This window comes from Rathayibacter sp. AY1A7, assembly GCF_002930845.1.
Taxonomy (GTDB): Bacteria; Actinomycetota; Actinomycetes; order Actinomycetales; family Microbacteriaceae; genus Rathayibacter.
In genome coordinates this window covers 1-25,848 of sequence record NZ_PSTL01000030.1, presented here as the reverse complement: position 1 = coordinate 25,848, position 25,848 = coordinate 1, and the positions used below count along the sequence as shown (strand labels likewise).

The following is a 25,848-nucleotide window of genomic DNA, read 5'->3' as shown; positions in this document are numbered from 1 at the left end:
CGCCCCCGGCTAGGCTGACCCCCGCAAGCAGAGGAGACCGCGGATGCCCGACCACGCGACGCGCGGCAACAACCTCGACCGCGTCAGGCGGCACAACCTCTCGGCGATCCTCCGCCTCGTGCACCGCGGCGGCCCCCGCTCCCGCTCGCAGCTGACCCGCCTGACCGGCCTCAACCGCTCCACGATCGCGGCGCTGGTCGGCGAGCTGGTGGAGCTCGGCATCGTGCGCGAGCGCGAGCCCTCCACGCCGAACCAGGTCGGCCGGCCGAGCCCCGTCGTCGAGGCCGATCCCGGAGTCGTCGCGCTCGCCGTGAACCCCGAGATCGACGCCGTCACGGTCGCCGTGGTCGGGGTCGACGCCGTCGTCCGCCGCCGCATCCGCCGCTCCGCCTCCGTCCCCACCGCCGAGGCCGCGGCCCGTCTGGCGGCCGAGGCGGTCGCCGAGCTGCTCGCCGAGCTGCCCGAGGAGACGCGGACCGTCGGCATCGGCGTCGCCGTGCCCGGCCTCGTCCGCGACGCCGACGGCCTCGTCCGGGTCGGCCCGCACCTCGGCTGGGACGACGAGCCCTTCTCCCGCATGCTCGCGGACGCGACCGGCCTGCCCGTCCTCTCGGCGAACGACGCCAACCTCGGTGCGCTCGCCGAGAGCGTCCTCGGCGCCGGCCGCGACGTCTCGCACCTCGTCTACCTCAACGGCGGCGCGAGCGGAGTGGGCGCCGGCGTCATCGTCGGCGGCGCGCCTCTGCACGGCATCGACGGCTACGCGGGGGAGATCGGCCACACCCTCGTCAACAGCGCGGGCATCGACTGCCACTGCGGCGCCGTCGGCTGCCTCGAGACCGAGGTCGGCCGCGCCGAGCTGCTCACCGTGCTCGGCCTCGACGAGAGCGAGCGGCTGGAGGAGGCGCTCGCCGCCTCCGAGGACCCGGCCGTCCGCGCCGAGGTCGAGCGCCAGCTCGGGCACCTCGCGGTCGCCCTGCGCAACGTGATCAACGTGTTCAACCCGCAGCTCGTGGTGCTGGGCGGCTTCCTCGGGGCGCTGATCGGAGTCGCGCCGGGGTTCCTGGAGGAGCGCCTGGGCCGCGGCGGCCCCTTCCGGGTCGCGCTCGACTCCGTGCGCATCGTGCGGACCGAGCTCGGCGCCGATCTGCTCATGCTGGGCGCCGCCGAGCTCGCCTTCGAGCGCCTGCTCGCCGACCCGCTCGGCACTCCGCTCCACCCGGTCTGACCCGACGGCGGGCCGAGGGGTGGCGCCACTGTCCGACACGTGATCGAATTGATTCGACCGAGCGGTGTGGAGCCGACGAGGTCCGCTCCCGAGCCGAGGACGACACCGGCCGCACCCCTCCCTCCCACTCCGCTGCGCCCTGCGCAGGAAGGCACTCCGTGTCCACTCCCGCCTCGACTCCGACCGCCTCCCTCCCCGTGCACCGCCACCCGGGCGACGCCCTGACGGCCCGCCAGCGCCTCGTCTACGTGATCGTCCTCGGCTCGCTGACCGCCCTCGGGCCGTTCACGATCGACCTCTACCTGCCGGCGTTCCCCGCGCTGCAGAGCGAGCTGAACGTGTCGGAGGCGGCGGTCCAGCTGACCCTCACCGGCACGACCCTCGGCTTCGCGCTCGGCCAGCTGGTCGTGGGCCCCTGGAGCGACGCGGTCGGCCGGCGCCTGCCGATCCTCCTGGCCACCTCGCTGCACGTGCTGGCCTGCGTCGGCGCGGCGCTCGCCCCCGAGATCGTCACGCTCGGCGTCTTCCGCTTCCTGATGGGAGCCGGTGCGGCGGCGGGCGGCGTGGTCGCGATGGCGATGGTCCGCGACCTCTTCGGCGGACGCCCGCTGGTGCGGATGCTGTCCCGGCTCGCCCTGGTGTCGGGCCTCGCGCCCGTGCTCGCGCCGGTCATCGGCTCGCAGCTGCTGCTGATCATGGACTGGCGCGGGATCTTCGTCTTCCTCGCCGCCTACGGCGTGCTGGTCGTCGCGGCCGTCGGCCTGCTCGTCGTCGAGACCCGGCCCCGCGCCGCCCGACACGAGCGCGAGCACCGCTCGCTCGTGCAGCGCTACCGGGCCGTCCTCAGCGACCGCGTGTTCCTCGGAGTGGCGGTGATCGGGGGCATGACCTTCGCCGGCCTGTTCACCTACCTCTCCAGCTCCTCGTTCCTGCTCCAGGGCCTCTACGGATTCGACGCGCAGCAGTACGGGCTGCTCTTCGCCGTGAACTCGCTCGGCGTCGTCCTCGGCGTGCAGGCGTCCTCCTACCTCAGCCGGAGGATCGGGCCGCAGTGGATCCTCGCGATCACGACGCTGACGCTGTTCACCTCCGCCGGCCTGATCGCCCTCTTCGACGTGCTCGGGCTGGGGCTCTGGGGCACGCTCGTCCCGCTGTGGTTCTTCATCGCGTCCTGCGGCTTCAGCTTCCCGTGCGTGCAGGTCCTCGGCCTGGTCAACCACGGCCGGGAGGCGGGGACGGCCGCGTCGCTGCTCGGAGCGGTCAACTTCGGCACCGCCGGACTGCTGTCGCCGATCTCGGGGGTCTTCGGCGCCGGCTCGGCCGTGCCGATGGCCGTGGTGATGATGGCGACGGCGACCGTGTCGATCCTGGCGCTCTGGCTGATCGTCCGGCCGAGGAGCGTCCCGGCGCTGCAGGACTGAGCGCTCGGCTCCGGGTCCCGGCGGTCCGGCACGCCCCGCTCCTGCGGCTCCTCCCGGGCGTTCCGGCCCTCGCTGGATCCGCTCCCGAGCGCCGCTGCTACAGTCCCCTCCCATGTCCTCCCGCGACTCCTCCGCCCTGCTCGCCGAGCTCTCCGACCCCGACCGCGACGTCCGCCTCCGCGCGGCGATGACCCTGGGCGAGCTCGCCGAGCCCGCCACCGCCGAGCCCCTCGCCGCGCACCTGTGGGAGGAGCCCGACTTCTTCGTCCGCGACGTGCTCACCTGGTCGCTCGGCCGCCTCGGCTCCGCCGCCGTCCCCGTCGCCCGCGAGGCGCTCGGCCGCGAGCCCCGGGTGCGCACGCAGGCGCTGCACGTGCTCAGCAAGATCCTCGACCCGGCGACGCTCGACGACATCGCCCCGCTGGCCGCCGACTCCGAGCCCGCCGTCGCCGCGAAGGCCCGCTTCGCGCTGGGCCGCCTCGGCGACGAGCGCGCCCTGCCGGTCCTGCTCGGCCTGCTCGGCGACGACGACGCGGAGGCGCAGAACGTGCTCACCGACGTCCTCGCCTCCTTCGGCGCCGCGGCCGTCCCCGGTCTGGAGCAGGCTCTCCGCGAGGGGTCCGCGCCGGTCCGGCGTCACGCCGCCGCCGCGCTCGGCTACCTGGGCGACGACGCGCGTCCTGCCGTCGACGCGCTGGACGGGGCCGCCGGCAGCGACGACTCCGCGCTCGCGGTCTCGGCCGTGATGGCGCTCGGCTCGATCACCGGTCCCGACGCGGCCGCCGCCCTCGAGCGGGCCTCCGCCTCGGACGACTCCCGCGTGAGCGCCGTCGCCGCGCGGCTCCTCGCGCGCTCCTCCGAGCCGACCCGGCTCGACGCCCTCCGCGCCGCCCGCCTGGCCCGCGCGGCCGGCTGAGCCGCGCCGCGAGACCCCGCGGGGGAAGGCCGGGGATCCGCAAGGCCGCTCGAACCCTGTCATGAACCCCGCCGCGCGGACGCCGGTCCTCCGACCGGTCGGCCGAGCCGCCCCGCAACCCCCAGCGGGGGAACGCCGTGTGACGGCATCATGTCCAGATGGATCACCGCGACGACCGCCTGTCGACCGAGCCCGGAACCGCGCGCCCCGACGCCGTCCAGCGTGCGCGGCTGCGCGAGCAGGTGCCGTCCGACGACGTCGCCGCCCGGCTGCTGACGAAGGAGGCGGCCCACCGGGTCTCCCGCCGCTGGCCGCTGATCTCCGCGTCGCTCGCGATCCTGCTCACGGTGCTCCTCGCCGTGCTGATCGCCTTCCGCCCCACCTCGGCCTTCCGCTTCGACGTGGAGTGGATGGACGAGATCGTCGAGCACCGCTCGCCGGTCTGGGACATCCCGGCCCTCGTCATGAACACGGTCGGAGCGGGGCTCGTCGGCACGACGCTCATCCCGCTCGGCATCGTCGCCGTGCTGCTGGTGTTCCGCAGGCGGTGGGCCGCGCTCTACTACGCGATCGCCGCGCTGGTCAGCGTGGGCGCCACCCAGCTCGTCAAGGAGCTGGTGGGACGCGCCCGCCCGGCCGACATGCTCGTCACCAGCGACTACGGCTCCTTCCCGTCCGGCCATACCGCCAACGCGGCGACGACGGCGATGGTGCTGGCCCTGGTGTTCCCGCTGCTGTGGGTCTGGATCGCGGGCTTCCTCTACACCGTGGCGATGATGGCGAGCCGCACCTACCTCGGCGCCCACTGGCTGAGCGACACCGTCGGCGGCCTGCTGCTCGGGATCGGCGTGGCGCTCGTGGTCTGGGCTCCGCTCGCCGGCCGCCTGCGCACCGAGGCCGAGCTCCCGCACCCGCCGATCTGGATCCGCCGCACCACCTGACCGGCGCAGCGCTTCCCGCGAGGGCTTCGAGCCCCTGAGGGTCGGCGCCCGAGGAGCGCGGAGGCTCGCCGATCAGGCGAAGGCGGCGAGGGAGTCGAGCTCGTTGAAGGTGTACACGTGCAGGCCCGCGAGGCGGTCGCCCGCCGCCGCTTCCAGGCGCGCGACGAAGGAGGACGGATAGAAGCGGCGTCCGCGGAGGAGCCCGCCGGCCACCGAGGTGCTCCGCTTCAGGAAGCCGAGCGAGGAGCCCACTCCGATTCGCGCGCCCAGCGTCAGCAGCCGCGAGCGCTCGACCGGCCCCGGCACGCCCGCCCACAGATCGGCCGTGATCCCCGTCTCGCGGAGCCGATCGGCGTAGCGGACCACCGCGTCCACGTCGAAGCACATCTGCGTGACGATCGAGCGGATGAACGGAGCGCGCTCGCGCAGGTGCCGCTCGATGCTCTCGTCGGAGAGGTGCGGGTGGCCCTCGGGATAGCCTGCGATGTCCAGGGCCAGCCCGGGTGAGATCTCGCGGGCGTCGCGGATGAGCTCGAGGCTCGTGGAGTAGGTGCCGGCCGCCGAGGACGCGTCGCCCGAGATCACGAACGCCTCGTCGATCCCCGCCTCGCCCATCCGCCCGAGGATCCGCTCGAGTGCGGCGCGGCCCTCGACGTTCCGCGCCGCCAGGTGGGGCACCACGCGGAACCCGCGCCCGGCCAGCGCGACCGCGCAGTCCACGGTCCGCTCGGTCCCGTGCTTCGGCAGGCTCGTCACGGTCAGCGTCACCGCGGAGGGGTCCGGGAACGCCCGCGCGGCGCGCTCGCCGATGTCGTCGGCCGGGATGATCTCGAAGCGCGCGCGGGTCATCGGCCCAGCCTGCCACGCGGAGCCGGAGCGGTGCGGGTGGTGGCCGCAGCCGCACGAGTGTCGGAGGGGCGCCCTAGCCTGGAGCCGATCGCCGCCCGGTGGTCGCGGAAGGAGTCGCGTGTACCTGGAGTCCGGCCGCGTGGTCACGAGCCCCACCGACCTGTCGAACTGGGCGGCCTGCGAGTGGGCGGTCCTCCGCCGGTTCGACGCCCTGCTCGGCCGCGCCCCGCGCCTCGAGGCCGAGAGGGACGGGATGCTCGAGCGCACCGCGGTGCTCGGCGACGAGCACGAGCACCGCTTCCTCGCCGAGCTGAAGCGCACGCACGAGGTGCTCGAGTTCGAGCGCCCCGAGCCCGCCGGCTACCCCGCGGCGGCCGAGGCGGCCGTCGAGGCGATGCGCGCCGGGGTCGACGTGCTCTACCAGGCCACCTTCTTCGACGGCGAGTTCCTGGGCTTCTCGGACTTCCTCCTCCGCACCGCCGACGGCGCCTACGAGGTCTACGACACCAAGCTCGCCCGGCACGCGAAGATCCCGGCGCTGCTGCAGCTCGCCGCCTACGCCGAGCAGATGCAGGCGCGCGGCATCCGCGTGGGGGAGCAGGTGCACCTCGTGCTCGGCGACGGCTCCGTCACCAGCCACGAGCTGGCCGTCGTCGCCCCGGTCCAGCGGGTGCAGCGCGCCCGGCTCGGCGCCGTGCTCGACGAGCGCCTCGCCGCCGACGAGCCGCTGGCGTGGGGCGATCCGCGCTACCCCTCCTGCGGACGCTGCTCCGTCTGTGCGCCCGAGGTCCAGGCGCACCGCGATCCGATCCTCGTCGCCGGGATGCGGCTCGACCAGCGGGCGAAGCTCACGGCGGCCGGCGTCCTCACCCTCGACGCCCTCGCCGAGCACGACGGCCCCGTCCCCGGCCTGGGCGCGGGCACGCTCGAGGGCCTGCGCGCCCAGGCGCGGCTGCAGCTGCGGTCGGAGTCCTCGCCGGTGCCGGCCGTCGAGGTGATCGACGCCTCCGTGCTCGCCGGGCTGCCCGCCCCCGTCCCGGGCGACCTCTTCTTCGACTTCGAGGGCGACCCGCTCTACACCGAGGACAACCGCGAGTGGGGCCTCGACTACCTCTTCGGCATGGTCGACGACCAGGAGCGCTTCACCGCGCTCTGGGCGCACGACCTCGCGGCCGAGCGCCGGGCGCTCCTCGACTTCCTCGCGCTCCTGCGGGCGCGCCGGGCCGAGCACCCCCGGATGCACGTCTACCACTACGCCTCCTACGAGCGGAGCCACCTCCTCTCGCTCGCGCTCCGCCACGGGGTCGGCGAGGAGGAGGTCGACGCGCTCCTGCGCGACGGCGTCCTGGTCGACCTGTACCCGGTGGTGCGGCGGGCGCTCCGCGTGGGCTCGCGCAGCTACTCGCTCAAGAAGCTGGAGCCGCTTTACATGGGCGAGGAGGAGCGGGACGCGTCCGGCGTCACGAACGCCGCCGACAGCATCGAGATGTACGTGGAGGCGCGCGCCGCACAGAGGGTCGATCCTGTCGAGGGGCAGCGCGGGCTCGACCTCGTCGCCGAGTACAACGCCTACGACTGCCGCTCCACGCTCCGCCTGCGCGACTGGCTCCTGGAGCTCGCTCCGCCGCGCGAGGAGCTGCCGCCGCTGCTCGAGGTCGAGATCCCCGTGCCCCGCGAGCCGCACCCGGTCGCGGTCGCACTGCTGGCGCAGGTCGAGGGGATCGAGCCGCGCGAGCGCACGGCCGACCAGACCGCGCTCGCCCTCGCCGGCGCGGCGATCGACTATCACCGCCGCGAGGCCAAGTCCTTCTGGCAGGAGCACTTCGACCGCCTCCGGCAGCCGCTGGACGAGTGGGCGGACACCCGAGACGTCGTGATGATCGACCGGGTCGAGGTCGTCCGCGACTGGGCGAAGCTCCCGCGCGCCCGCACGCAGTCGCGCGAGCTGCGGATCCTCGGCCGGCTCGCTCCCGGCAGCCGGCTCGGCACCGGCTCGTCGCCGTACCTGGTCTACGAGGCCCCGGCGCCCCCCGGTGCGCCCTCGCCCGGTCCCGGTCTGCGCGGCGCCTCCGAGCGCTCCGAGATCCTCGCGGTCGACGACGACGGGGAGCGGATCGTCCTGCTCCTCAAGGAGGGCCTGAAGGCGGGGGAGGATCCGCACGACGACGCTCCGGTCGCCCTCGCCCCCGCGCCGCCGCCGCGCGCCGCGCCCCAGCCCGAGGCGATCGCGGAGTGGGGCGGCGAGGTCCTCGACGCGCTGCCCGCGATGCTGGCCGACCCGGCGCTCGACGTCCTCCGCCGCGTGCCGCCGGGAGCCGTCGCTCCTGTGCAGGGCGACGACGTGATCGGCGCGGTCGTCACCACTCTGCTCGGACTCGACCGGGCGACCCTCGCCGTGCAGGGTCCGCCCGGCACCGGGAAGACCTACGTCGGCTCCCACGTGATCGCACGGCTGGTGAACGAGCACGGCTGGCGCATCGGCGTGGTCGGCCAGTCGCACTCGGTGGTCGAGAACGTGCTGAGCGCCGTCGTCGGCCGCGGCGTCGATCCCTCCCGCGTAGCGAAGGTGCACAAGAACGGCACGCCGCCCGAGGCGCTCGAGGCCGTGGCCTGGGCGCCGGTGAAGAACGCTGCGGCGCTCACCGCGGTCCTCGAGGAGGGCGGCGGCTGCGTCATCGGCGGCACCGCCTGGACCTTCGCGAACCCGGTCACCGTGCCGCGCCGCTCGCTCGACCTCCTGGTGGTCGACGAGGCCGGGCAGTTCTCGCTCGCCCCGACGATCGCGTCGGCCGTCTCCGCCCAGCGGCTGCTCCTGCTCGGCGACCCGCAGCAGCTGCCCCAGGTGAGCCAGGGCGCGCACCCGGAGCCGGTCGACGAGTCGGCGCTCGGCTGGCTCGCCGACGGGCACGACGTCCTCCCGCCCGAGTACGGCTACTTCCTCGCGCAGACCCACCGGATGCACCCGGCGCTCTCCGACGCCGTCTCCGAGCTCTCCTACGAGGGCGCGCTGCGGTCGCGGGCGCCGCAGGTGCGCCACCTGGAGGGGGTCGAGCCGGGCGTGCACTCCGTCCCGGTCGAGCACGCGGGCGACACCACCTCCTCGCCGGACGAGGCGAGGCGCGTCGTCGAGATCGCCCTCTCCCTCGTCGGCCGCGCCTGGACCGACGAGCACGGCGAGCGGACGCTGACCGCGGCCGACGTCATCGTCGTCGCGCCCTACAACGCCCAGGGCGGGCTCCTCCGCACCGCCCTCGACGCCGCGGGCCTCGAGGAGACGCCGGTCGGCACGGTCGACCTCTTCCAGGGCAGGGAGGCGGTGGTCGCCATCGTGTCGCTCGCCGCGTCCTCCGGGGCCGACGTCCCGCGCGGGATGGAGTTCCTCCTCCTGCCCAACCGCCTGAACGTCGCGGTCTCGCGCGCGAAGTGGGCGGCGTACCTGGTGCACTCGCCGGCGCTCGCCGCCTCGCTCCCGACCTCGCTGACCGGCCTCGGGCACCTCTCCGGCTTCCTCCGCCTGCTCGAGCGGGGGGAGCGGGCCGCCCTGTGACGGATCCGGTGGCCTAAAGGCGCGCTGCGCTCCGATTCCGTCGGTGCTCGGCATGGTGGACGACGCGATCCGTCGCTACGGTGTCCCCATGAGAATCCTCCTGGTCGGCGCCGGCGGCGTCGGCGACGCCTTCGCGAAGATCGCCGCGCGCCGCTCCTTCTTCGAGCAGATCATCGTCTGCGACTACGACCTCGCTCGCGCCGAGCGCACGGTCGCCTGGATCGCGGAGCGGCACGGTGCCGACGACCGCTTCGTCGCCGCGCGGATCGACGCCTCCGACGCCGAGAACGTCGAGACCGTCGCCCGCGCGCACGGGGCGACCCACGTGATGAACGCCGTCGAGCCGCGCTTCGTCCCGACGATCTTCGCCGGAGCGCTCGCCGCCGAGGCCGACTACCTCGACATGGCGATGAGCCTCTCGCTCCCGCACCCCGAGCGGCCCCACGAGCTGACGGGGCTCAAGCTCGGCGACGAGCAGTTCGCCGCGGCGGAGGAGTGGTCCTCCCGCGGCCGCCTCGCCCTGGTGGGCATGGGCGTGGAGCCGGGACTCTCCGACGTCTTCGCCCGCTACGCCTCCGACCACCTCTTCGACGAGATCGACGAGTTCGGAGTGCGCGACGGCGCGAACCTCGTCGTGCACGACGCGGACGGCCGCGAGATCTTCGCTCCGTCCTTCTCCATCTGGACCACGATCGAGGAGTGCTTGAACCCGCCGGTGGTGTTCGAGCGCGACCGCGGCTGGTACACCACCGCCCCCTTCTCGGAGCCGGAGGTGTTCGAGTTCCCCGACGGCATCGGCCCGGTCGAGTGCGTGAACGTCGAGCACGAGGAGGTGCTGCTGATGCCGCGCTGGCTCGACGCGAAGAAGGTCACCTTCAAGTACGGCCTCGGCGAGCAGTTCATCGGGGTCCTGCGCACCCTCCACCTCCTCGGCCTCGACAGCACCGAGCCCCTGCGGGTCCGCTCGGCCGGCGGTCGCGTCGAGGTCTCGCCGCGCGACGTCGTCGCCGCCGCCCTGCCCGACCCCGCCGGCATCGGCCCGCGGATGACCGGCAGGACCTGCGCCGGCCTCTTCGTCTCGGGCACGAAGGACGGCGCCCGCCGCGAGGTGTACCTCTACCACGTGAGCGACAACGAGTGGACGATGGCCGAGTACGGCACCCAGTGCGTGGTCTGGCAGACGGCGCTCAACCCGGTGGTCGCGCTCGAGCTCCTCGCGACCGGCGTGTGGACCGGCGCCGGAGTGCTCGGGCCGGAGGCGTTCAGCGCCGACCCGTTCCTCGAGCTGATGGCCCGCCCCGAGGCCGACGGCGGGTACGGACAGTCCTGGCACGTCCGCGAGGACTGACCGGCGCCGCCGACCTAGGCTGAGCCCATGAGTGACGACGACGGGCTCGCCTCGGCGAGGGACGAGGCGCGCGCGGCCCTGGAGGCCGCCCGCCGACTGCAGGCGGAGGCCGCCGAGGCCCTGGCGCGAGCGGAGGCGGCGGCCGCGGCGCTGAACGCGGCGGCCGGCCCGGAGGAGGCGGAGGCCGTCGCGGACGACGCGCGGCTGGTGGCGGCGTCGGGGAGCGGAGCGGAGCAGTCCGCTGCTCCCGTTGCTCCGGACGCCGTCGCTTCCGGTCCGATCGCTCCGGATGCAGATGCTCCGCCCACCCCCTCGGCGCCCGCCCCGGCCCCCGGTCCGCTCCCCGAGAGCGCCGTCGACGCCGTGCGCGCCGGGTACGCGTTCACCGGCCCGGCCCTCGAGCTCGGCGCCCTCGTCAACGGCGACGCGCGGATCGACGTGCCCGTCCGCATCCCGCTCGGCATGCTCAACCGGCACGGCCTCGTCGTCGGCGCGACCGGCACCGGCAAGACCAAGACGCTGCAGGTCCTCGCCGAGCAGCTCTCGGCCCACGGCGTCCCCGTCTTCGCCGCGGACATCAAGGGCGACCTCTCCGGCCTCGCCACTCCGGGCACCGCGACCGACGCGCTGCTCGCCCGCACCCGCGGCATCGGCCAGGACTGGCGGGCGGAGGCGGCCCCCGCCGAGTACTTCGCGCTCGGCGGCATCGGCACCGGCGTCCCCGTCCGCGCCACCGTGACCGGCTTCGGCGCGCTGCTGCTCGCGAAGGTGCTCGGCCTCAACCACACGCAGGAGTCGAGCCTCGGCCTCGTCTTCCACTACGCCGAGAGCGCCGGTCTCCCGCTCGTCGACCTGTCCGACCTCCGCGCCGTGCTCACCTACCTCGTCGGCGACGAGGGCAAGGCGGAGCTCGCCGAGCTCGGCGGGCTGTCCAAGGCGACCGCCGGCGTGATCCTCCGCGAGCTGATCGCGTTCGCCGACCAGGGCGCCGACGTGTTCTTCGGCGAGCCCGAGATCGACACGGCCGAGTTCCTCCGCCTCGCCGCCGACGGGCGCGGCGTCGTCAGCCTCCTCGAGGTCCCCGGAGTCGCCGACCGGCCGGCTCTGTTCTCCACCTTCCTGATGTGGCTGCTCGCCGACCTCTTCAACGACCTGCCGGAGGTCGGCGACCTCGACAAGCCGAAGCTCGTCTTCTTCTTCGACGAGGCGCACCTGCTCTTCCGCGACGCGTCGAAGGACTTCCTCGCCGCGATCACCCAGACCGTGCGCCTCATCCGCTCCAAGGGCGTCGGCATCGTCTTCGTCACGCAGACACCGAAGGACGTGCCCGGCGACGTCCTCGCCCAGCTCGGCTCCCGCGTGCAGCACCAGCTCCGCGCGCACACGCCGGACGATGCCAAGGCCCTCCGCGCCACCGTCTCGACCTACCCCGAGAGCGACTACGACCTCGGCGAGGTCCTCCAGGCGCTCCCCATCGGCGAGGCGATCGTGACGGTCATGAACGAGCGCGGCGCCCCGACCCCGGTCGCCTGGACGCGTCTCCGCGCCCCGCTCGGCTCGATGAAGCCCACCCCCGAGGCCGACCGCGAGGCGAGCGTCCAGAGGTCCCCGCTCCTCGCGCGCTACGGCACGCCCCTCGACCGCGACTCCGCCCGCGAGATCCTCACCCGCCGGCTCGACGCCGCCGCCGACGCCGAGGAGGCCCGCGCCGCCGCCGAGCAGCAGGCCGCCGACGACGCCCGCCGCGCCAAGGAGGACGCGCGTCGCGCCAAGGAGGAGACCGTGGACGCCGCCCGCCGCGCGAAGGAGCGGGCCGCTGCCGAGCGCGCCGCCGACCAGGCCGCCGAGCGCTCCCGACGGCGCACGGCACCGACCTCCCGCGGGACCCGCACCGCCCGCCGCGACAAGACGGTCGTCGAGGAGGTGCTGGGCTCGAGCGCCGGCAGGACGCTGCTGCGCGAGGTGGTCCGCGGGATCTTCGGGACCGCCCGACGGCGCTGACGCGACCCGGGCCGCTCGGGGAGACGAGGCGCTAACGGGAGCGTGTTAGCGTCGGTAGCATGAGTGAGAGCGGGACGACGCGGGGGCGGATCCTCCGAGCGACGGTCGAGCTGCTGGCGGACGGCGGGCGCGACGCGGTGTCGACGCGGGCGATCAGCGCGGCGGCGGGGGTGCAGGCCCCCACGATCTACCGGACGTTCGGCGACCTGCGCGGGCTGCTCGACTCGGCCGCGGCAGCCGGATTCGCCACGGCCCTCGCCGACTTCGAGCGGAGCGAGGCGCCGGCCGACCCGGTCGACGCGCTCCGTGCCGCCTGGGATCACCACGTCGCCTTCGGACTCGCCGAACCGCACCTCTACGCGCTGATGTTCACCGCGCGGCCGGGGGAGGAGTCGGAGGCGGCGCGCCTGTCCCGCGGCGTCCTCCTCGACGCGGTCCGGGCCGTCGCCGAAGCCGGCCGCCTCACCGTCGACGTCGAGCGTGCCTCCCGCCTGCTCCAGTCGGCCGCGCTCGGCTGCACCCTCACGTTGACCGCCCTCGCCGACCCCGACGACGAGCTCTCGTCCCGCTCGCGCGAGTCCGTCCTCGCGGGGATCACCACGGCGGAGGCGGGCCCCACCGATCCCGCCGCCCGTGCGGTCGTCGCGCACGCCGTCGCCCTGCGGACGGCGCTGCCGCAGATCGAGCCCCTCAGCGCGGGGGAGCGGCTCCTGCTCGACGAATGGCTCGAGCGCATCGCCGACTGACGGTCGGCGTCGCCGGAGGGTCCGTATCGCCGCCCTGTCGTCCGCGTCGTCGTAATACGGATGGCGACGGGCACGATCCGGGACCGGCACCTACGGTCGGACCATGTCGCGATCCATAGCCGAACTCTTCTTCCGCCCCGTCTGCGCCGCCTGCTCGGCCCCGCTCGTCGCCCGCCGTGGCGCTTTCTGCTCCGACTCCTGCGCGCGGACGAACCACCTCTACGGCTGATCCCGCACGCCCGGCGCGCGCCGAACGATCGGCGGCGCCTGCTCGGCGCGACGTCGTCGGCTGCAGCCGGGTGTGCCCCGGCAGGGCGAACCCGGCGCTGCGTGAGTGGGCCGCTCCGATCGACGCCTCCACCGGTCGACCGGGCTCCGACGATCGCCCGCACCGGTTAAACAAAACGGTGCCCGTGCTGGCGAGAGCAACGGACACCGTTCGCGGAGGATGGGGGATTCGAACCCCCGAGGGCTTTCACCCAACACGCTTTCCAAGCGTGCGCCATAGGCCACTAGGCGAATCCTCCTGGCACGACCTGAGCCGCGACTCATCGATACTAGCCGGTGTCGGAGGCTCCCGCTGACCACGACCCCGACACGCCCCGCTCTCCTCGGCCGCCGTCGTCGGTTAGACTGTCCCCCGGCTCCCCGCGTGGCGCCATCCAGGCCAACTCCCCCAGGGCGGAAACGCAGCAAGGGTAACCGGGCTCTGGCGGGTGCGCGGGGGGTCTTCTTCCGTTAATCGGCCCGCCTGCTCCGCCGATGGACCGCCGCACAGCCGCTACGAGGCCCTACCGACTGCGGACGCTCCTCCACAGCCGGGCGCCATGCACGCCCTCCCATCCCTGGCCTCTACTCAGCCAGGCGGAGGGACCCCCTCGGTAGGCTGGATCCGATGGTTCAGAGCATCTACATCTCGTCCGCCGAAGGTCATTCGGGCAAGTCCACGGTCGCCCTCGGCGTCCTCGATGCGCTCAGCAGCCAGGTGCAGCGGGTCGGCGTCTTCCGCCCGATCGCCCGCTCCACCTCCGAGCCGGACTACGTGCTCGAGATGCTGCTCGGCCACTCCGACTCGGGCCTCGCCTACGAGGACTGCATCGGCGTCACCTACGAGGACGTCCACGCCGACGGCGAGGCGGCGCTCTCGCGGATCGTCGAGCGGTACAAGGGCGTCGAGGCCCGGTGCGACGCCGTCGTCATCCTCGGCTCCGACTACACGGACGTCGGCAGCCCCACCGAGCTCGGCTACAACGCCCGCATCGCCGCCAACCTCGGCGCCCCGGTCCTGCTCGTCCTCACCGGCCGGGACTCGTCCCGCAGCGAGCAGCTGGGCCAGGCTCCCGCGCGCACGCCGGAGGAGATGCGCCAGATCACGGAGCTCGCCTCGGTCGAGCTGCGCACGGCCCACGCGAGCCTCATCGGAGTGATCGCGAACCGCGCCGATCCCGACACCGCCGCCGACGCCGTCGCCGCGATCCGCGAGAGCATCCCCGCCACCGTCCCGGTCTGGGCGATCCGCGAGGATCCGTTCCTCGTCGCTCCGAGCCTGTCCCGCCTGGTCGAGGCGGTCGACGGCGTCGTCGTCGCGGGCGATCCGGAGCTGCTCGGCCGGGAGGCGCTCGGCGTGGTGATCGCCGGCATGTCCATGGTGAACGTCCTGCCGCGGCTCACCGAGGGCGGCGTCGTGATCGTCCCCGGCGACCGGCCCGAGGTCGTCCTCGCCGTGATCATGGCGTACGCCTCCGGCACGTTCCCCACGGTCACCGGCATCATCCTCAACGGCGGCTTCGAGCTGCCGGAGCCGATCGTCCGGCTGATCGAGGGCGTCGACAGCCGCGTGCCGATCGTGATGACCGAGCTCGGCACCTACGACACCGCCGTCCGCGTCACTGCGGCCCGCGGCCGCCTGGCGGCCGACTCCCCGCGCAAGCGCGACACCTCCCTCGCCCTCTTCCAGGAGGCGGTCGACGCGGTCGAGCTGCTCACCCTCCTCGACGTCGGCCGGTCCGAGGTCGTCACGCCGCTGATGTTCGAGTACGGGCTCATCGAGCGGGCGCGCATCGCCGACCGCCACATCGTCCTGCCCGAGGGCGGCGACGACCGGATCCTCCGCGCCGCCGCGACCGTGCTCAAGCGCGGCATCGCCCGGCTCACGATCCTCGGCGAGGAGGCCGAGATCCGCGCCCGTGCGGCGGGCCTCGGCCTCGACCTCGATGGCGCCCGCGTGCTGAGCACCCTCGACCCGGAGCACCGCGCGCGCTTCGCCGAGGAGTACGCCCGCATCCGCGCGCACAAGGGCATCACCTACGACCACGCCTACGACACGGTCACGGACGTCTCCTACTTCGGCACGATGATGGTGCAGCTCGGCCTGGCTGACGGGATGGTCTCGGGAGCCGCGCACACGACGGCGCACACCATCCGCCCCGGCTTCGAGATCATCAAGACGAGCCCGGGCGTCTCGGTCGTCTCGAGCGTGTTCCTGATGGCGCTCGCCGACCGCGTGCTGGTCTACGGCGACTGCGCGGTGAACCCCGACCCCACCGAGGCGCAGCTCGCCGACATCGCGATCTCGTCCGCCGAGACCGCCCAGCAGTTCGGCATCGATCCCCGCATCGCGATGCTCTCCTACTCCACGGGCGAGAGCGGAGCCGGCGCCGACGTCGAGAAGGTCCGCGCGGCGACGGCGCTGGTGCGCGAGCGCCGACCCGACCTGCTCGTCGAGGGCCCGATCCAGTACGACGCGGCGGCCGACGCGGCGGTCGCGGCCTCGAAGATGCCCGGCTCCCAGGTCGCCGGGCGCGCGACGGTGTTCATCTTCCCCGACCTCAACACGGGCAACAACACCTACAAGGCCGTGCAGCGCTCGGCCGGCGCCGTCGCCATCGGACCGGTACTCCAGGGTCTGCGCAAGCCGGTCAACGACCTCTCGCGCGGCGCGCTCGTGCAGGACATCGTCAACACCGTCGCGATCACGGCCATCCAGGCCGCCACCCAGGCCATCGTCCCGCCCACCGCCGCCATCCCCGTGGTGCGCTAGCGGCGACCCCGCCGCCGCCCCTCCCGACCCCGATCACCCCAGGAGTCCCCTCATGTCCGTCGTCCTCGTCGTCAACAGCGGATCGTCGTCGTTCAAGTACCAGCTCATCGAGATGACCACCGAGGAGACGCTCGCCAGCGGCCTCGTCGAGCGGATCGGCGAGGACACCGGCCGCACGAAGCACACCCGCGACGGGGAGTCGTTCGAGATCGAGGGGCCGATCCCCGACCACACCGCCGGCTTCGACGCGATGATCCGCGCATTCGGCGAGCACGGCCCGAGCCTCGACGAGTTCCCTCCCGTCGCCGTGGGCCACCGCGTCGTGCACGGCGGCAAGCGCTTCTTCGAGCCCACCGTCGTCACCGACCTGGTCAAGATCAACATCGAGGACCTCGCCGACCTCGCCCCGCTGCACAACCCCGCCAACTTCGAGGGCATCGAGGCGGCGCAGAAGGCCTTCCCGGACGTCCCGCACGTCGCTGTCTTCGACACCGCCTTCCACCACACGATCCCGGCCGAGGCGTCGACCTACGCGCTGCCCGCCGAGCTCGCCGAGAAGCACCGCGTCCGTCGCTACGGCTTCCACGGCACCTCGCACAAGTTCGTCTCGGAGGCCGCCGCCGCCTATCTCGGCCGCCGCCGCTCCGACCTGAAGACGATCGTCCTGCACCTGGGCAACGGAGCGTCCGCCTGCGCGGTCGACGGTGGCGTCTCCGTCGAGACCTCGATGGGCATGACCCCGCTCGAGGGCCTGGTGATGGGCACCCGCTCCGGCGACCTCGACCCGGCCGTCGTCTTCCACCTCGCCCGCAAGGCGGGCCTCTCGATCGACGAGCTCGACACCCTCCTCAACCGCCGCAGCGGGCTCCTCGGCCTCACGGGTCGCGGCGACATGCGCGACGTCCAGGAGGCGGCCGAGGCCGGCGACGAGCGGGCCCGCGCCGGACTCGAGGTCTACTACCACCGCCTCCGCCACTACATCGGCGCCTTCTACGCCCAGCTGGGCCGCGTCGACGCCGTGGTGTTCACGGCCGGAGTCGGCGAGAACGTCGCCGCCGTCCGCGCCGGCGCCCTCCGCGGCCTCGAGGGCCTGGGCATCGAGCTCGACCCCGAGCGCAACACGTCCTCCGACCGCGGCGCCCGCCGCATCTCCACCGACGACTCCCGCGTCGCCGTCCTCGTCATCCCCACGAACGAGGAGCTGGAGATCGCCCGGCAGTCCTTGTCGGTCGTGTAGCGGCGCAGCCGCGACACGACTCGCGGTCGGCTTCCGGGGGTGGCGGCTCCCGTGGAGCGGCTCCTGTCGGGCTGTCGTGAATCGCTGGCACGCGGCGGTGCTCGCTCGTCGTGCAGCGGTGGCCCGCTGCGCGACCTCGGTCGGCCTCTCAGGGGTTGCGTTCCGCAGAGCGTGGAGCGTCGGGCTGCCCTGAATCGCTCGCACGCGATTCCGGGTCGCGGCCCTCTGCCGAATACTCGGGCCCTCCTGCTGGTCGAGTAGCCGCGGGACGCGGCGTATCGAGTCCGAGCGCGAGGGAGGAGATCTCGATGCGGCTGCTGCGCGGGGTGCTCCATCGGCAGGAGCCGGCCGAGGAGCCCCGGCTCAGGGCAGCAGGCGCGCGTCGCCCGCGTAGAGGTTGAAGCCGGAGCCGCGGCTGAAGCCGATCAGGGTGAGGCCGGAGTCGCGAGCCAGGTCCACCGCCAGCGACGACGGGGCACCGACCGCGGCGAGCAGGGGGATGCCGGCCATCACGGCCTTCTGCACCAGCTCGAACGAGGCGCGCCCCGACACCTGCAGCAGCGTCCCCCGCAACGGCAGCCGCCCCTCCCGGAGCCCCCAGCCGACCACCTTGTCCACGGCGTTGTGCCGCCCGACGTCCTCCCGGAGCACCAGCAGCGAGCCGTCCGCGTCGAACAGCCCGGCCGCGTGGACGCCGCCCGTCCGCTCGAACACCGCCTGCGCCTCGCGGAGCCGATCGGGGAGCGAGACCAGCAGGTCCCGCTCGACCCGCAGGTCGTCCTCCGCGACGCTCCACGCCGAGTCGGTGGCGACCGCCTCGAGCGACGCGAGCCCGCACACTCCGCACGAGCTCGTCGTGTAGACCGACCGCTCGCGCTCGAGCAGCACGGCCTCCCGCCCGCCGCGGACGCTCGCGTCGACCACGTTGTACGTGTTCTCGCCCGGACCGGAGCCGCTCGCGCAGTAGCGCATCGCCGCCAGCTGCTCCGACTCGGTGAGCACCCCCTCGGACACCAGGAATCCCGCGACCAGGTCGAAGTCGTCGCCGGGTGTGCGCATGGTCACGCTGAAGCGCCGTCCGCCGACGCGGATCTCGAGCGGCTCCTCGACGGCCAGGACGTCCTCGCGGCGTCGGGGCGGATCGCCGGCGCGGACGGCGGTCAGGCGGGTGCGGGCGACACTGCGGCTCATGGGTCTCCTCAGGCGGTGGAGGTCATCCTCCCACCGGGAACCGGGAGCGATGCCGGGGTACGGACGTACGATGCAGGAATGGTCGATGACGCCGAGCCCCGCGAGAGTCCGATCGACGAGAGCCGCCTCTCCGTCCGGTCGCCGAAGAGACGCGCCGTCGGGATCCCCGGCGTCGCCCACGCCCTCGAGATCTCGCTCAAGCAGATGGGCCCGGTGCGCAGCGCCGAGACGCTCCTGCGGGTGAACCAGAAGACCGGATTCGACTGCCCGGGCTGCGCCTGGCCGGAGGGCGACAAGCGCCACGTCGCCGAGTTCTGCGAGAACGGAGCGAAGGCGGTCGCCGAGGAGGCCACGCTCCGCACCGTCACATCGGCGTTCTTCGCCGCGCACCCCGTCGCGGAGCTGGAGGAGTGGGACGACTTCGCGCTCGGCCAGCAGGGCCGGCTCACGGAGCCGATGCTGCTCGAGGAGGGCGCGACGCACTACCGGCCCGTGGGCTGGGACGAGGCGCTCGACCTCGTGGCCGAGGAGCTGCGCGCCTGCGCGAGCCCCGACGAGGCGATCTTCTACACGTCCGGCCGGACCTCGAACGAGTCGGCCTTCGTCTACCAGCTGATGGTCCGCGGCTTCGGCACGAACAACCTGCCCGACTGCTCGAACATGTGCCACGAGTCCAGCGGATCCGCCCTCACCGAGACGATCGGGATCGGCAAGGGCTCGGTGAGCCTGCGCGACGTGGAGCGGGCTCCGCTGATCATCGTCGCCGGCCAGAACCCCGGAACGAACCACCCGCGGATGCTGACCGCGCTGGAGCGCGCCAAGCGCGCCGGCGGCACCATCGTGGCCGTGAATCCGCTGCCGGAGGCGGGGCTGCTCCGCTTCCAGAACCCGCAGACCGTCCGCGGCACCCTGGGCGACGGCACGGCCCTCGCCGACCACTTCCTCCAGGTCCGGCTGGGCGGCGACCAGGCCCTGTTCCAGGGTCTGGGCAAGGCGCTGCTCGAGTCTGAGGAGGCGCGCGGCGACGTCTTCGACCACGCCTTCATCCGCGAGAGCACCGGCGGCCTCGCCGCGTACCTCCACGGGCTGCGGGAGGTCCAGTGGGACGAGATCGAGCGGGCGAGCGGGATCGACGAGACGCGCATCCGCACCGTCGCCGAGCTGATCGCGGCGTCCGAGGGCACCGTCGTCTGCTGGGCGATGGGCCTCACGCAGCACGCGCACTCGGTCGCGACGCTCAAGGACGTCGTCAACGTGCTCCTGCTCACCGGCAACATCGGCAAGCCCGGCGCGGGCGTCTGCCCGGTGCGCGGCCACTCGAACGTGCAGGGCGACCGCACGATGGGCATCTTCGAGCGGATGCCGGACTCCTTCCACGACGCGCTCGACCGCGAGTTCTCCTTCTCCTCCCCGCGCGTGCACGGGACGGACACGGTCGCCGCGATCCGGGCGATGCGCGACGGGAAGGCCCGCGTGTTCATGGGGCTCGGCGGCAACTTCGCCCGGGCGACGCCCGACAGCGGAGTGACGGAGGCGGCGATGCGCTCGCTCGCCCTCACCGTCCACGTCTCGACCAAGCTCAACCGCTCGCACGTGGTCACCGGCCGGCGCGCGCTGATCCTGCCCACCCTCGGCCGCACCGACTCCGACGTGCAGCGCTCGGGCGAGCAGCGGGTCACGGTCGAGGACTCGATGAGCGCCGTGCACGCCTCCCGGGGCCGCCTGCGCCCGCCGAGCCCGGGCCTGCGCTCGGAGGTGGCGATCCTCACGGGGATCGCGGAGCGGCTGCTCGAGGGCCGCGAGAACGTCCCCCGGGTCGACTGGGCGGGACTGCGCGACGACTACCGCCGCATCCGCTCGCACATCGCCAACGTCGTCCCCGGTTTCGACGGCTTCGAGGCCCGGATCGACGTGCCCGGCGGCTTCGTCCTCCCGCACCCGCCGCGCGACTCGCGCCGCTTCGACACCCCCTCCGGCCTGGCCCGCTTCACCGCGAATCCGCTCGAGTACCCGCGGGTTCCGGAGGGCAGGCTGCTGCTGCAGACGCTGCGCTCGCACGACCAGTTCAACACCACGATCTACGGCAGGGACGACCGCTACCGAGGGATCCACGACGGCCGCCGGGTGGTGTTCGTCCACGCCGACGACGTCGCCGAGCTGGGCTTCGCGGACGGCGCGATGGTCGACCTGGTCTCGGAGTGGCCCGACGGCGTCGAGCGGCGGGCGGAGGCGTTCCGCGTTGTGGCGTACGACACGCCCCGCGGCTGCGCGGCCGCCTACTACCCCGAGACGAACGTCCTCGTGCCGCTGGACTCGACCGCGAAGATCAGCAACACGCCGACCTCGAAGTCGGTCGTGATCCGCCTCGAACCGGCGGCGTAGGCCTCACCAGGGCAGCGGCAGCAGGCGCACGGAGTCGCCCGCTGCCGCTCCCGGTGCGGGCACGACGGCCACGGCCTCCGAGGCGGCGAGACCGGTGAGCATGTGCGAGCGGATGCCGGCGGAGGCCCGCCAGCCGTCCTCGCCGGAGGAGACGGGCACGAGCACCGTGGTCCCCGCGCGCCCGAGCGGCTCGGCGAGGACGCCCCGGCCGAGGGGCCGGGCAGCGGCGCCGGACGCCGCGTCGAGGGCCGGCGGCAGGAAGGAGACCGCCGCGAGCAGGGCGGCGAGCGGGTTGCCCGGCAGCGCGATCACCAGCGTCCCTCCCGGCAGCAGCGCAGCCATGGTCGGGTGGCCGGGGCGCATGCCGACGCCGTCGACGAGGACGCGCGCGCCCACCGCATCGAGGGCGCGACGGACCGCGTCCACCCGGGAGCGCCCGGTCCCGCCCGTCGTGAGGAGGATCGGCGCCGTGCCCGCCAGCAGCGTCCGTGCGATCGCCTCCTCGTCGTCGCCGCGGCGCACGACCTCTCCCACGGCTCCGCCCGAGAGCTCGACCAGCGCGGGCAGCAGCGGCGTGAACGCGTCGCGCACCCGTCCGGCGGGCGGCATCCCCTCGGTGTCGACCTCGTCCCCCGTGAGGAGCAGGTCGACCGCGGCGGGCGGGCGGACGTCGAGCGCGTCGATCCCGGCGACCGCGAGCAGGGCGAGGTGCGCGGGAGTGAGGCGGGTCCGGGCATCGACCAGCACGGCTCCGCGGGCGGCCTCGTCGCCCGCGCGCCGGACGTGGCGGCCGGGCGGGAGGGGCGCCCGCGCCGTGAGCAGGTCGTCGCGGACCGCGCCCTGCTCGGACGGCAGCACCGCGTCGCTCCAGTCGGGCACGGCGGCTCCGGTGACGATCGGCGCGGCGGTGCCGTCCTCGAGCGGCCAGGGCCCGGGTCCGCGCACGGCCCAGCCGTCCATGGCCGAGGAGTCGTAGTGGGGGAGCGGCCGGGCGGCGGTGACGGCGCGGTCGAGGACGGCCCCGCGGGCGTCGAGGAGGGGGACGGTCGAGACGCCGGAGCGCGCCACCGCTTCGCCGACGATCCGCCTGGCCTCGTCCCAGTCGGTCGCCTCGTGCCCGTGCGCGCTCATCCCGTCCATTCTCCCGGGGCTCGGGGCGGGCCCTGGGCAGGACCCGCCCCGTCGGTCATCCCAGGTAGCCGTTCGGGTTCAGCACGAACTTCTTCGCGGCGCCCTTGTCGAAGTCGGCGTAGCCGCGGGGAGCGTCGTCCAGGCTGATCGCGGTGGCCTGGACCGCGTCGGCGATGTGGACCCGGTCGTGCAGGATCGCCATCATCAGCTGCCGGTTGTACTTCATGACCGGGCACTGGCCCGTGGTGAAGGACAGCGACTTCGCCCAGCCGAGCCCGAGGCGGATCGACAGCGAGCCCTCCTGGGCCGCCTCGTCGACTCCGCCCGGGTCGCCCGTGACGTAGAGGCCCGGGATGCCGAGGGCGCCGCCCGCCGCGGTGATAGACATCAGCGAGTTCAGCACCGTCGCCGGCGCCTCCTTCCCCGAGTCGGCGCCGTTGCCGTGCGCCTCGAAGCCGACGGCGTCCACTCCGCAGTCGACCTCGGGCACGCCGAGGATCTGCTCGATCTGGCCGGCCGGATCGCCCTTCGAGACGTCGACCGTCTCGCAGCCGAAGGAGCGCGCCTGCGCCAGACGCTCCTCGTTGAGGTCCGCGACGATCACGACGGCCGCTCCGAGCAGCTGCGCTCCGACCGCCGCGGCGAGTCCGACCGGTCCCGCTCCTGCGACGTAGACCGTGGAGCCGACGCCGACCCCGGCGGTCACCGCGCCGTGGAAGCCCGTCGGGAAGATGTCCGAGAGCATCGTCAGATCGAGGATCTTCTCGAGCGCCTGATCGCGGTCCGGGAACACCAGGAGGTTCCAGTCGGCGTAGGGGACCATCACGTACTCGGCCTGCCCGCCGACCCAGCCGCCCATGTCGACGTAGCCGTACGCGCTGCCCGGGCGGTCCGGATTCACGTTGAGGCAGATGCCGGTCTTGCGCTCCTTGCAGTTGCGGCAGCGGCCGCAGGCGATGTTGAACGGCACGGACACGATGTCGCCGACCTTGACGAACTCGACGTCGGGGCCGACCTCCACGACCTCGCCGGTGATCTCGTGGCCGAGCACGAGGTCCGACGGAGCGGTGGTGCGGCCGCGGACCATGTGCTGGTCCGAGCCGCAGATGTTGGTGGAGACGGTGCGGAGGATGGCGCCGTGCGGCAGCTTCCGCCCGATGTTCGCCGGATTGACGCCGGGTCCGTCCTTCAGCTCGAAGGTGGGGTAGTCGATGTCGATGACCTCGACGACTCCGGGGGACTTGTAGGCGACGGCTCTGTTGCCTGACATGCGGGGCTCCTTCAGATGGACGACCGCGGCGCAGTCGGCCGCGGGAGTCCTGCGCCGCTCTCGGTCCGAGCCGCGGCGCCGGGACTCGGGGGAACCGTACGGCGTCGACCTGGTGCCGGATCGAGGCCGGTGGAGTAGCGTCTCAGGAGGCGTGCGGACGCTCGTCCACCGCCCGGTGCGAGGCCGCGAGCGCCGCGTCGAGCGCGTCCCGTCCGCCCCCGGCCAGGCCCGCCGCGTAGCCCGCGAGGAACGTGGTCAGCGGAGCCGCCGGCCGGACCACTCCGTGCGCCGCGCGACCGGCGAGGGCGAGCAGGGCGTCCGGGTCCACCGGGACCCCGCCGAGGCCGAGCGCGGAGCACAGCTCGGCCCACCAGCCGGCGAGCACCTCCTCGGTGGGGCGGGCGCCGTCGGAGGCGGAGGGGCGGGGGCCGGTCGTGTCGTCCATCCGCTCAGTCTGCGCCGCGCGGGCCCGACAGGTCGATCCCGTGCCGGAGCGCGTCGGCGGGCGCGTCGACGTCGTCGGTCGTCCCTCCGGGCACCGTCACGAGCCGCGGGGGAAGGTCCCGGAGGAGGGCGCGCACCGAGGCGCCGTCGGGATCGCCGAGCGCGGTGAGCGCTTCGACGAGGGCCGCTCGCCGGTGCACGCCGAGGAGCTGCTGGGCTCGGCCGCTCGCGTCGACGGCCAGGAGGGAGGCCTCGACGGCGCTCGATGCGACCTCGAGCAGCGTGTGCACGGCGGGAGCGGGGGCGACGAGATCGGCGGCGAGAACGACGACCCAGTCCGGAGCGCCCGGGCGGTCGAGCAGGGTTAGCGCGGCGGCCAGGCCCGCGACCGGGCCGCCGAACGGCGGATCCTCCTGGACGAGCTCGGCGCCGTCGACGGCCTGTGCGAGCGACGACGGTCCGGCCACGACCCTCCGCTCGGCTCCGCGCACGGCTGCGAGGGCGGTGCCGAGGAGCGTCGACTCGCGGTGCCGGAGGAGCGGCTTGACCGCGCCGCCGAGGCGGGAAGCGCGTCCGCCGGCGAGCACGACCGCGTCGAAGCGGGGGAGCGGAGGCGGCGGGAGCACGGGACCGAGGCTACGCGCGCTCCGGTCTCCGCCGTCCCGGCTCCGGTGTCGGAGGTCGCGGCTACTCTTGTCGGGTGGTAGCAGCCCTGTATCGCCGGTACCGGCCCGAGACGTTCGCCGAGATGATCGGCCAGTCCCAGGTGACGGATCCGCTCATGACGGCGCTCCGCACCAACCGCGTCAACCACGCCTACCTCTTCAGCGGCCCCCGCGGCTGCGGCAAGACCACCTCGGCGCGCATCCTCGCCCGCTGCCTCAACTGCGCGACGGGCCCGACCGACACCCCCTGCGGCGTCTGCGACAGCTGCGTCGAGCTCAGCCGCGAGGGCCAGGGCTCGCTCGACGTGGTCGAGATCGACGCGGCGAGCCACAACGGAGTCGACGACGCGCGCGATCTGCGCGAGCGCGCCATCTTCGCCCCGGCGCGCGACCGCTTCAAGATCTTCATCCTCGACGAGGCGCACATGGTCACGCCGCAGGGCTTCAACGCGCTGCTCAAGATCGTGGAGGAGCCGCCGGAGCACGTGAAGTTCATCTTCGCGACCACGGAGCCGGACAAGGTCATCGGCACGATCCGCTCGCGCACGCACCACTACCCGTTCCGGCTCGTCCCGCCGGCGCAGATGCTCGACTACACGCAGGAGCTCTGCGAGCGCGAGGGCGTGCACGTGGCGGCCGGCGTGCTGCCGCTCGTGGTCCGCGCGGGCGGCGGGTCCGTCCGCGACACGCTCTCCCTGCTCGACCAGCTGATGGCCGGCTCCGAGGCCGAGACCGTCGAGTACGAGCGGGCCGTCGCCCTCCTCGGCTACACCCACGGCGCCCTGCTCGACGAGGTGGTCGACGCGCTCGCCGAGCACGACTCCGCCGAGGCGTTCGGAGCGGTCGACCGCGTCATCCAGACGGGGCAGGACCCGCGCCGCTTCGTCGAGGACCTGCTCGAGAAGCTCCGCGACCTGATCGTCGTCGCGGCGACCGGGGGCGCGGCCTCGGCCGTGCTCCGCGGCGTCTCGCAGGACGAGCTCGACCGCATGGCCGGCCAGTCGCGCGCGCTCGGCCTGGCCGAGCTCTCGCGCATCGCCGACGTGGTCAACGAGGCCCTCACCGAGATGACCGGTGCGACCTCGCCGCGCCTGCACCTCGAGCTGATGATCGCCCGAACCCTGGTGCACGGCACCGGCGCCGGCATCGCGCCCGTCGCGGCCCAGGAGGAGCGCCCGCGGCACGTGGCCCCTCCGCGCGAGTCCGCGGCGCCCGCCCCGCGGTCGTCCGAGGCGTCGCGCGCGTCCGAGCCGTCCCGTGCGCCCGAGCCCCACCACGCCTCGCACGCCGCCGCTCCCGGCTCGGTGCCCGAGACCATCGCGGCCGCTCCGCGCACCGAGGCGCCGGTGACCGCGTCCGCACCGGTCGCCGCGCCGCCGGTGAAGGCGCCCGAGGAGACGGCGGCCGCGCCGGAGGCGGGCGAGTCCGCGTCGGCCGAGTCAGGACGCCCCCGCGCGACGACCGCCGCGGCTGCTCGTCCGGAGCCGGTCG

Annotated in this window: 18 protein-coding genes, 1 tRNA gene and 1 other RNA gene; 13 read left to right on the top strand and 7 right to left on the bottom strand. The window is 74.0% G+C overall.

Annotated elements, in window-relative coordinates:
• The first annotated feature begins 43 nt into the window (after positions 1-43).
• From C5B95_RS15995 to C5B95_RS15980, 4 genes are all read left to right on the top strand, one after another.
• The gene (locus C5B95_RS15995) at positions 44-1,228 is read left to right on the top strand and encodes an ROK family transcriptional regulator (protein WP_104349612.1); all 1,185 of its coding nucleotides are present in this window, start codon (positions 44-46) and stop codon (positions 1,226-1,228) included.
• A gap of 158 nt (positions 1,229-1,386) precedes the next feature.
• A complete protein-coding gene (locus tag C5B95_RS15990) occupies positions 1,387-2,649 on the top strand; it encodes a multidrug effflux MFS transporter (protein WP_104349611.1) in 1,263 nt (420 codons plus the stop codon).
• A gap of 112 nt (positions 2,650-2,761) precedes the next feature.
• On the top strand, positions 2,762-3,565 hold the full coding sequence (locus C5B95_RS15985) for a HEAT repeat domain-containing protein (RefSeq protein WP_104234526.1): 804 nt from the start codon (positions 2,762-2,764) through the stop codon (positions 3,563-3,565).
• A gap of 158 nt (positions 3,566-3,723) precedes the next feature.
• A complete protein-coding gene (locus C5B95_RS15980; RefSeq protein WP_104349610.1) occupies positions 3,724-4,506 on the top strand; it encodes a phosphatase PAP2 family protein in 783 nt (260 codons plus the stop codon).
• Between the two features lie 72 nt (positions 4,507-4,578).
• Here the strand turns inward: C5B95_RS15980 and C5B95_RS15975 are convergent, their stop codons facing one another.
• Positions 4,579-5,355, bottom strand: a complete 777-nt coding sequence (locus tag C5B95_RS15975) for a methylenetetrahydrofolate reductase (protein WP_104349609.1) — start codon at positions 5,353-5,355, stop codon at positions 4,579-4,581.
• Positions 5,356-5,473: 118 nt separating this feature from the next.
• Here C5B95_RS15975 and C5B95_RS15970 point away from each other — a divergent pair, with 118 nt between their 5' ends.
• The 4 genes from C5B95_RS15970 to C5B95_RS15955 all read left to right on the top strand — a co-directional run bounded on the left by C5B95_RS15970 (position 5,474) and on the right by C5B95_RS15955 (position 12,997).
• Positions 5,474-8,902 (top strand): bifunctional RecB family nuclease/DEAD/DEAH box helicase, encoded by a 3,429-nt coding sequence (locus C5B95_RS15970; RefSeq protein WP_104349608.1) that lies wholly within the window; start codon positions 5,474-5,476, stop codon positions 8,900-8,902.
• 88 nt (positions 8,903-8,990) lie between these two features.
• The gene (locus C5B95_RS15965; protein ID WP_104349614.1) at positions 8,991-10,250 is read left to right on the top strand and encodes a saccharopine dehydrogenase family protein; all 1,260 of its coding nucleotides are present in this window, start codon (positions 8,991-8,993) and stop codon (positions 10,248-10,250) included.
• Positions 10,251-10,277: 27 nt separating this feature from the next.
• On the top strand, positions 10,278-12,251 hold the full coding sequence (locus tag C5B95_RS15960; protein WP_104349607.1) for a helicase HerA-like domain-containing protein: 1,974 nt from the start codon (positions 10,278-10,280) through the stop codon (positions 12,249-12,251).
• 59 nt (positions 12,252-12,310) lie between these two features.
• Positions 12,311-12,997, top strand: a complete 687-nt coding sequence (locus C5B95_RS15955) for a TetR/AcrR family transcriptional regulator (protein ID WP_104349606.1) — start codon at positions 12,311-12,313, stop codon at positions 12,995-12,997.
• A gap of 442 nt (positions 12,998-13,439) precedes the next feature.
• On the opposite strand, the gene C5B95_RS15950 is transcribed toward C5B95_RS15955, so the two are convergent.
• Positions 13,440-13,524, bottom strand: a tRNA-Ser gene (locus C5B95_RS15950).
• A 112-nt stretch (positions 13,525-13,636) separates the two neighbouring features.
• On the opposite strand from C5B95_RS15950, the gene ffs reads away from it, so the two are divergent.
• The 3 genes from ffs (at position 13,637) to C5B95_RS15935 (ending at position 17,274) form a co-directional block, all read left to right on the top strand.
• Positions 13,637-13,733, top strand: an RNA gene (ffs, locus tag C5B95_RS15945) — signal recognition particle sRNA small type.
• 159 nt (positions 13,734-13,892) lie between these two features.
• Entirely contained in the window at positions 13,893-16,037 is a 2,145-nt protein-coding gene (gene pta / locus C5B95_RS15940) for a phosphate acetyltransferase (protein WP_104227473.1), read from the top strand.
• A 52-nt stretch (positions 16,038-16,089) separates the two neighbouring features.
• Positions 16,090-17,274 carry an acetate/propionate family kinase gene (locus C5B95_RS15935; RefSeq protein ID WP_104349605.1) on the top strand — a complete coding sequence of 395 codons (1,185 nt, stop codon included), beginning with the start codon at positions 16,090-16,092 and terminating at the stop codon, positions 17,272-17,274.
• Positions 17,275-17,637: 363 nt separating this feature from the next.
• Here C5B95_RS15935 and fdhD read toward each other — a convergent pair whose 3' ends face one another.
• On the bottom strand, positions 17,638-18,465 hold the full coding sequence (fdhD, locus tag C5B95_RS15930) for a formate dehydrogenase accessory sulfurtransferase FdhD (protein WP_104349604.1): 828 nt from the start codon (positions 18,463-18,465) through the stop codon (positions 17,638-17,640).
• Between the two features lie 78 nt (positions 18,466-18,543).
• On the opposite strand from fdhD, the gene C5B95_RS15925 reads away from it, so the two are divergent.
• Positions 18,544-20,847, top strand: coding sequence for an FdhF/YdeP family oxidoreductase (locus tag C5B95_RS15925; protein ID WP_104268016.1), 2,304 nt, complete (start codon positions 18,544-18,546; stop codon positions 20,845-20,847).
• 3 nt (positions 20,848-20,850) lie between these two features.
• On the opposite strand, the gene C5B95_RS15920 is transcribed toward C5B95_RS15925, so the two are convergent.
• The 4 genes from C5B95_RS15920 to C5B95_RS15905 form a co-directional block, all read right to left on the bottom strand.
• Entirely contained in the window at positions 20,851-21,978 is a 1,128-nt protein-coding gene (locus C5B95_RS15920) for a molybdopterin molybdotransferase MoeA (protein ID WP_181068110.1), read from the bottom strand.
• A 55-nt stretch (positions 21,979-22,033) separates the two neighbouring features.
• The gene (gene fdhA, locus C5B95_RS15915) at positions 22,034-23,248 is read right to left on the bottom strand and encodes a formaldehyde dehydrogenase, glutathione-independent (RefSeq protein WP_104225123.1); all 1,215 of its coding nucleotides are present in this window, start codon (positions 23,246-23,248) and stop codon (positions 22,034-22,036) included.
• Between the two features lie 142 nt (positions 23,249-23,390).
• Positions 23,391-23,693: a DUF6457 domain-containing protein gene (locus tag C5B95_RS15910; RefSeq protein WP_104349602.1), complete on the bottom strand. Its 303-nt coding sequence runs from the start codon at positions 23,691-23,693 to the stop codon at positions 23,391-23,393.
• A 4-nt stretch (positions 23,694-23,697) separates the two neighbouring features.
• Positions 23,698-24,318 carry a molybdenum cofactor guanylyltransferase gene (locus C5B95_RS15905; protein ID WP_258060046.1) on the bottom strand — a complete coding sequence of 207 codons (621 nt, stop codon included), beginning with the start codon at positions 24,316-24,318 and terminating at the stop codon, positions 23,698-23,700.
• A 74-nt stretch (positions 24,319-24,392) separates the two neighbouring features.
• Here C5B95_RS15905 and C5B95_RS15900 point away from each other — a divergent pair.
• A partial coding sequence (locus C5B95_RS15900) for a DNA polymerase III subunit gamma and tau (protein ID WP_146076635.1) occupies positions 24,393-25,848 on the top strand: 1,456 nt, incomplete at its 3' end.

Coding starts and splice junctions, on each gene's coding strand:
- C5B95_RS15995 (WP_104349612.1), top strand. CDS start 44: ATGCCCGACCACGCGACGCGCGGCAACAACCTCGACCGCGTCAGGCGG.
- C5B95_RS15985 (WP_104234526.1), top strand. CDS start 2,762: ATGTCCTCCCGCGACTCCTCCGCCCTGCTCGCCGAGCTCTCCGACCCC.
- C5B95_RS15980 (WP_104349610.1), top strand. CDS start 3,724: ATGGATCACCGCGACGACCGCCTGTCGACCGAGCCCGGAACCGCGCGC.
- C5B95_RS15975 (WP_104349609.1), bottom strand. CDS start 5,355: ATGACCCGCGCGCGCTTCGAGATCATCCCGGCCGACGACATCGGCGAG.
- C5B95_RS15965 (WP_104349614.1), top strand. CDS start 8,991: ATGAGAATCCTCCTGGTCGGCGCCGGCGGCGTCGGCGACGCCTTCGCG.
- C5B95_RS15960 (WP_104349607.1), top strand. CDS start 10,278: ATGAGTGACGACGACGGGCTCGCCTCGGCGAGGGACGAGGCGCGCGCG.
- C5B95_RS15955 (WP_104349606.1), top strand. CDS start 12,311: ATGAGTGAGAGCGGGACGACGCGGGGGCGGATCCTCCGAGCGACGGTC.
- pta (WP_104227473.1), top strand. CDS start 13,893: ATGGTTCAGAGCATCTACATCTCGTCCGCCGAAGGTCATTCGGGCAAG.
- C5B95_RS15935 (WP_104349605.1), top strand. CDS start 16,090: ATGTCCGTCGTCCTCGTCGTCAACAGCGGATCGTCGTCGTTCAAGTAC.
- fdhD (WP_104349604.1), bottom strand. CDS start 18,465: ATGAGCCGCAGTGTCGCCCGCACCCGCCTGACCGCCGTCCGCGCCGGC.
- C5B95_RS15925 (WP_104268016.1), top strand. CDS start 18,544: ATGGTCGATGACGCCGAGCCCCGCGAGAGTCCGATCGACGAGAGCCGC.
- C5B95_RS15920 (WP_181068110.1), bottom strand. CDS start 21,978: ATGAGCGCGCACGGGCACGAGGCGACCGACTGGGACGAGGCCAGGCGG.
- fdhA (WP_104225123.1), bottom strand. CDS start 23,248: ATGTCAGGCAACAGAGCCGTCGCCTACAAGTCCCCCGGAGTCGTCGAG.
- C5B95_RS15910 (WP_104349602.1), bottom strand. CDS start 23,693: ATGGACGACACGACCGGCCCCCGCCCCTCCGCCTCCGACGGCGCCCGC.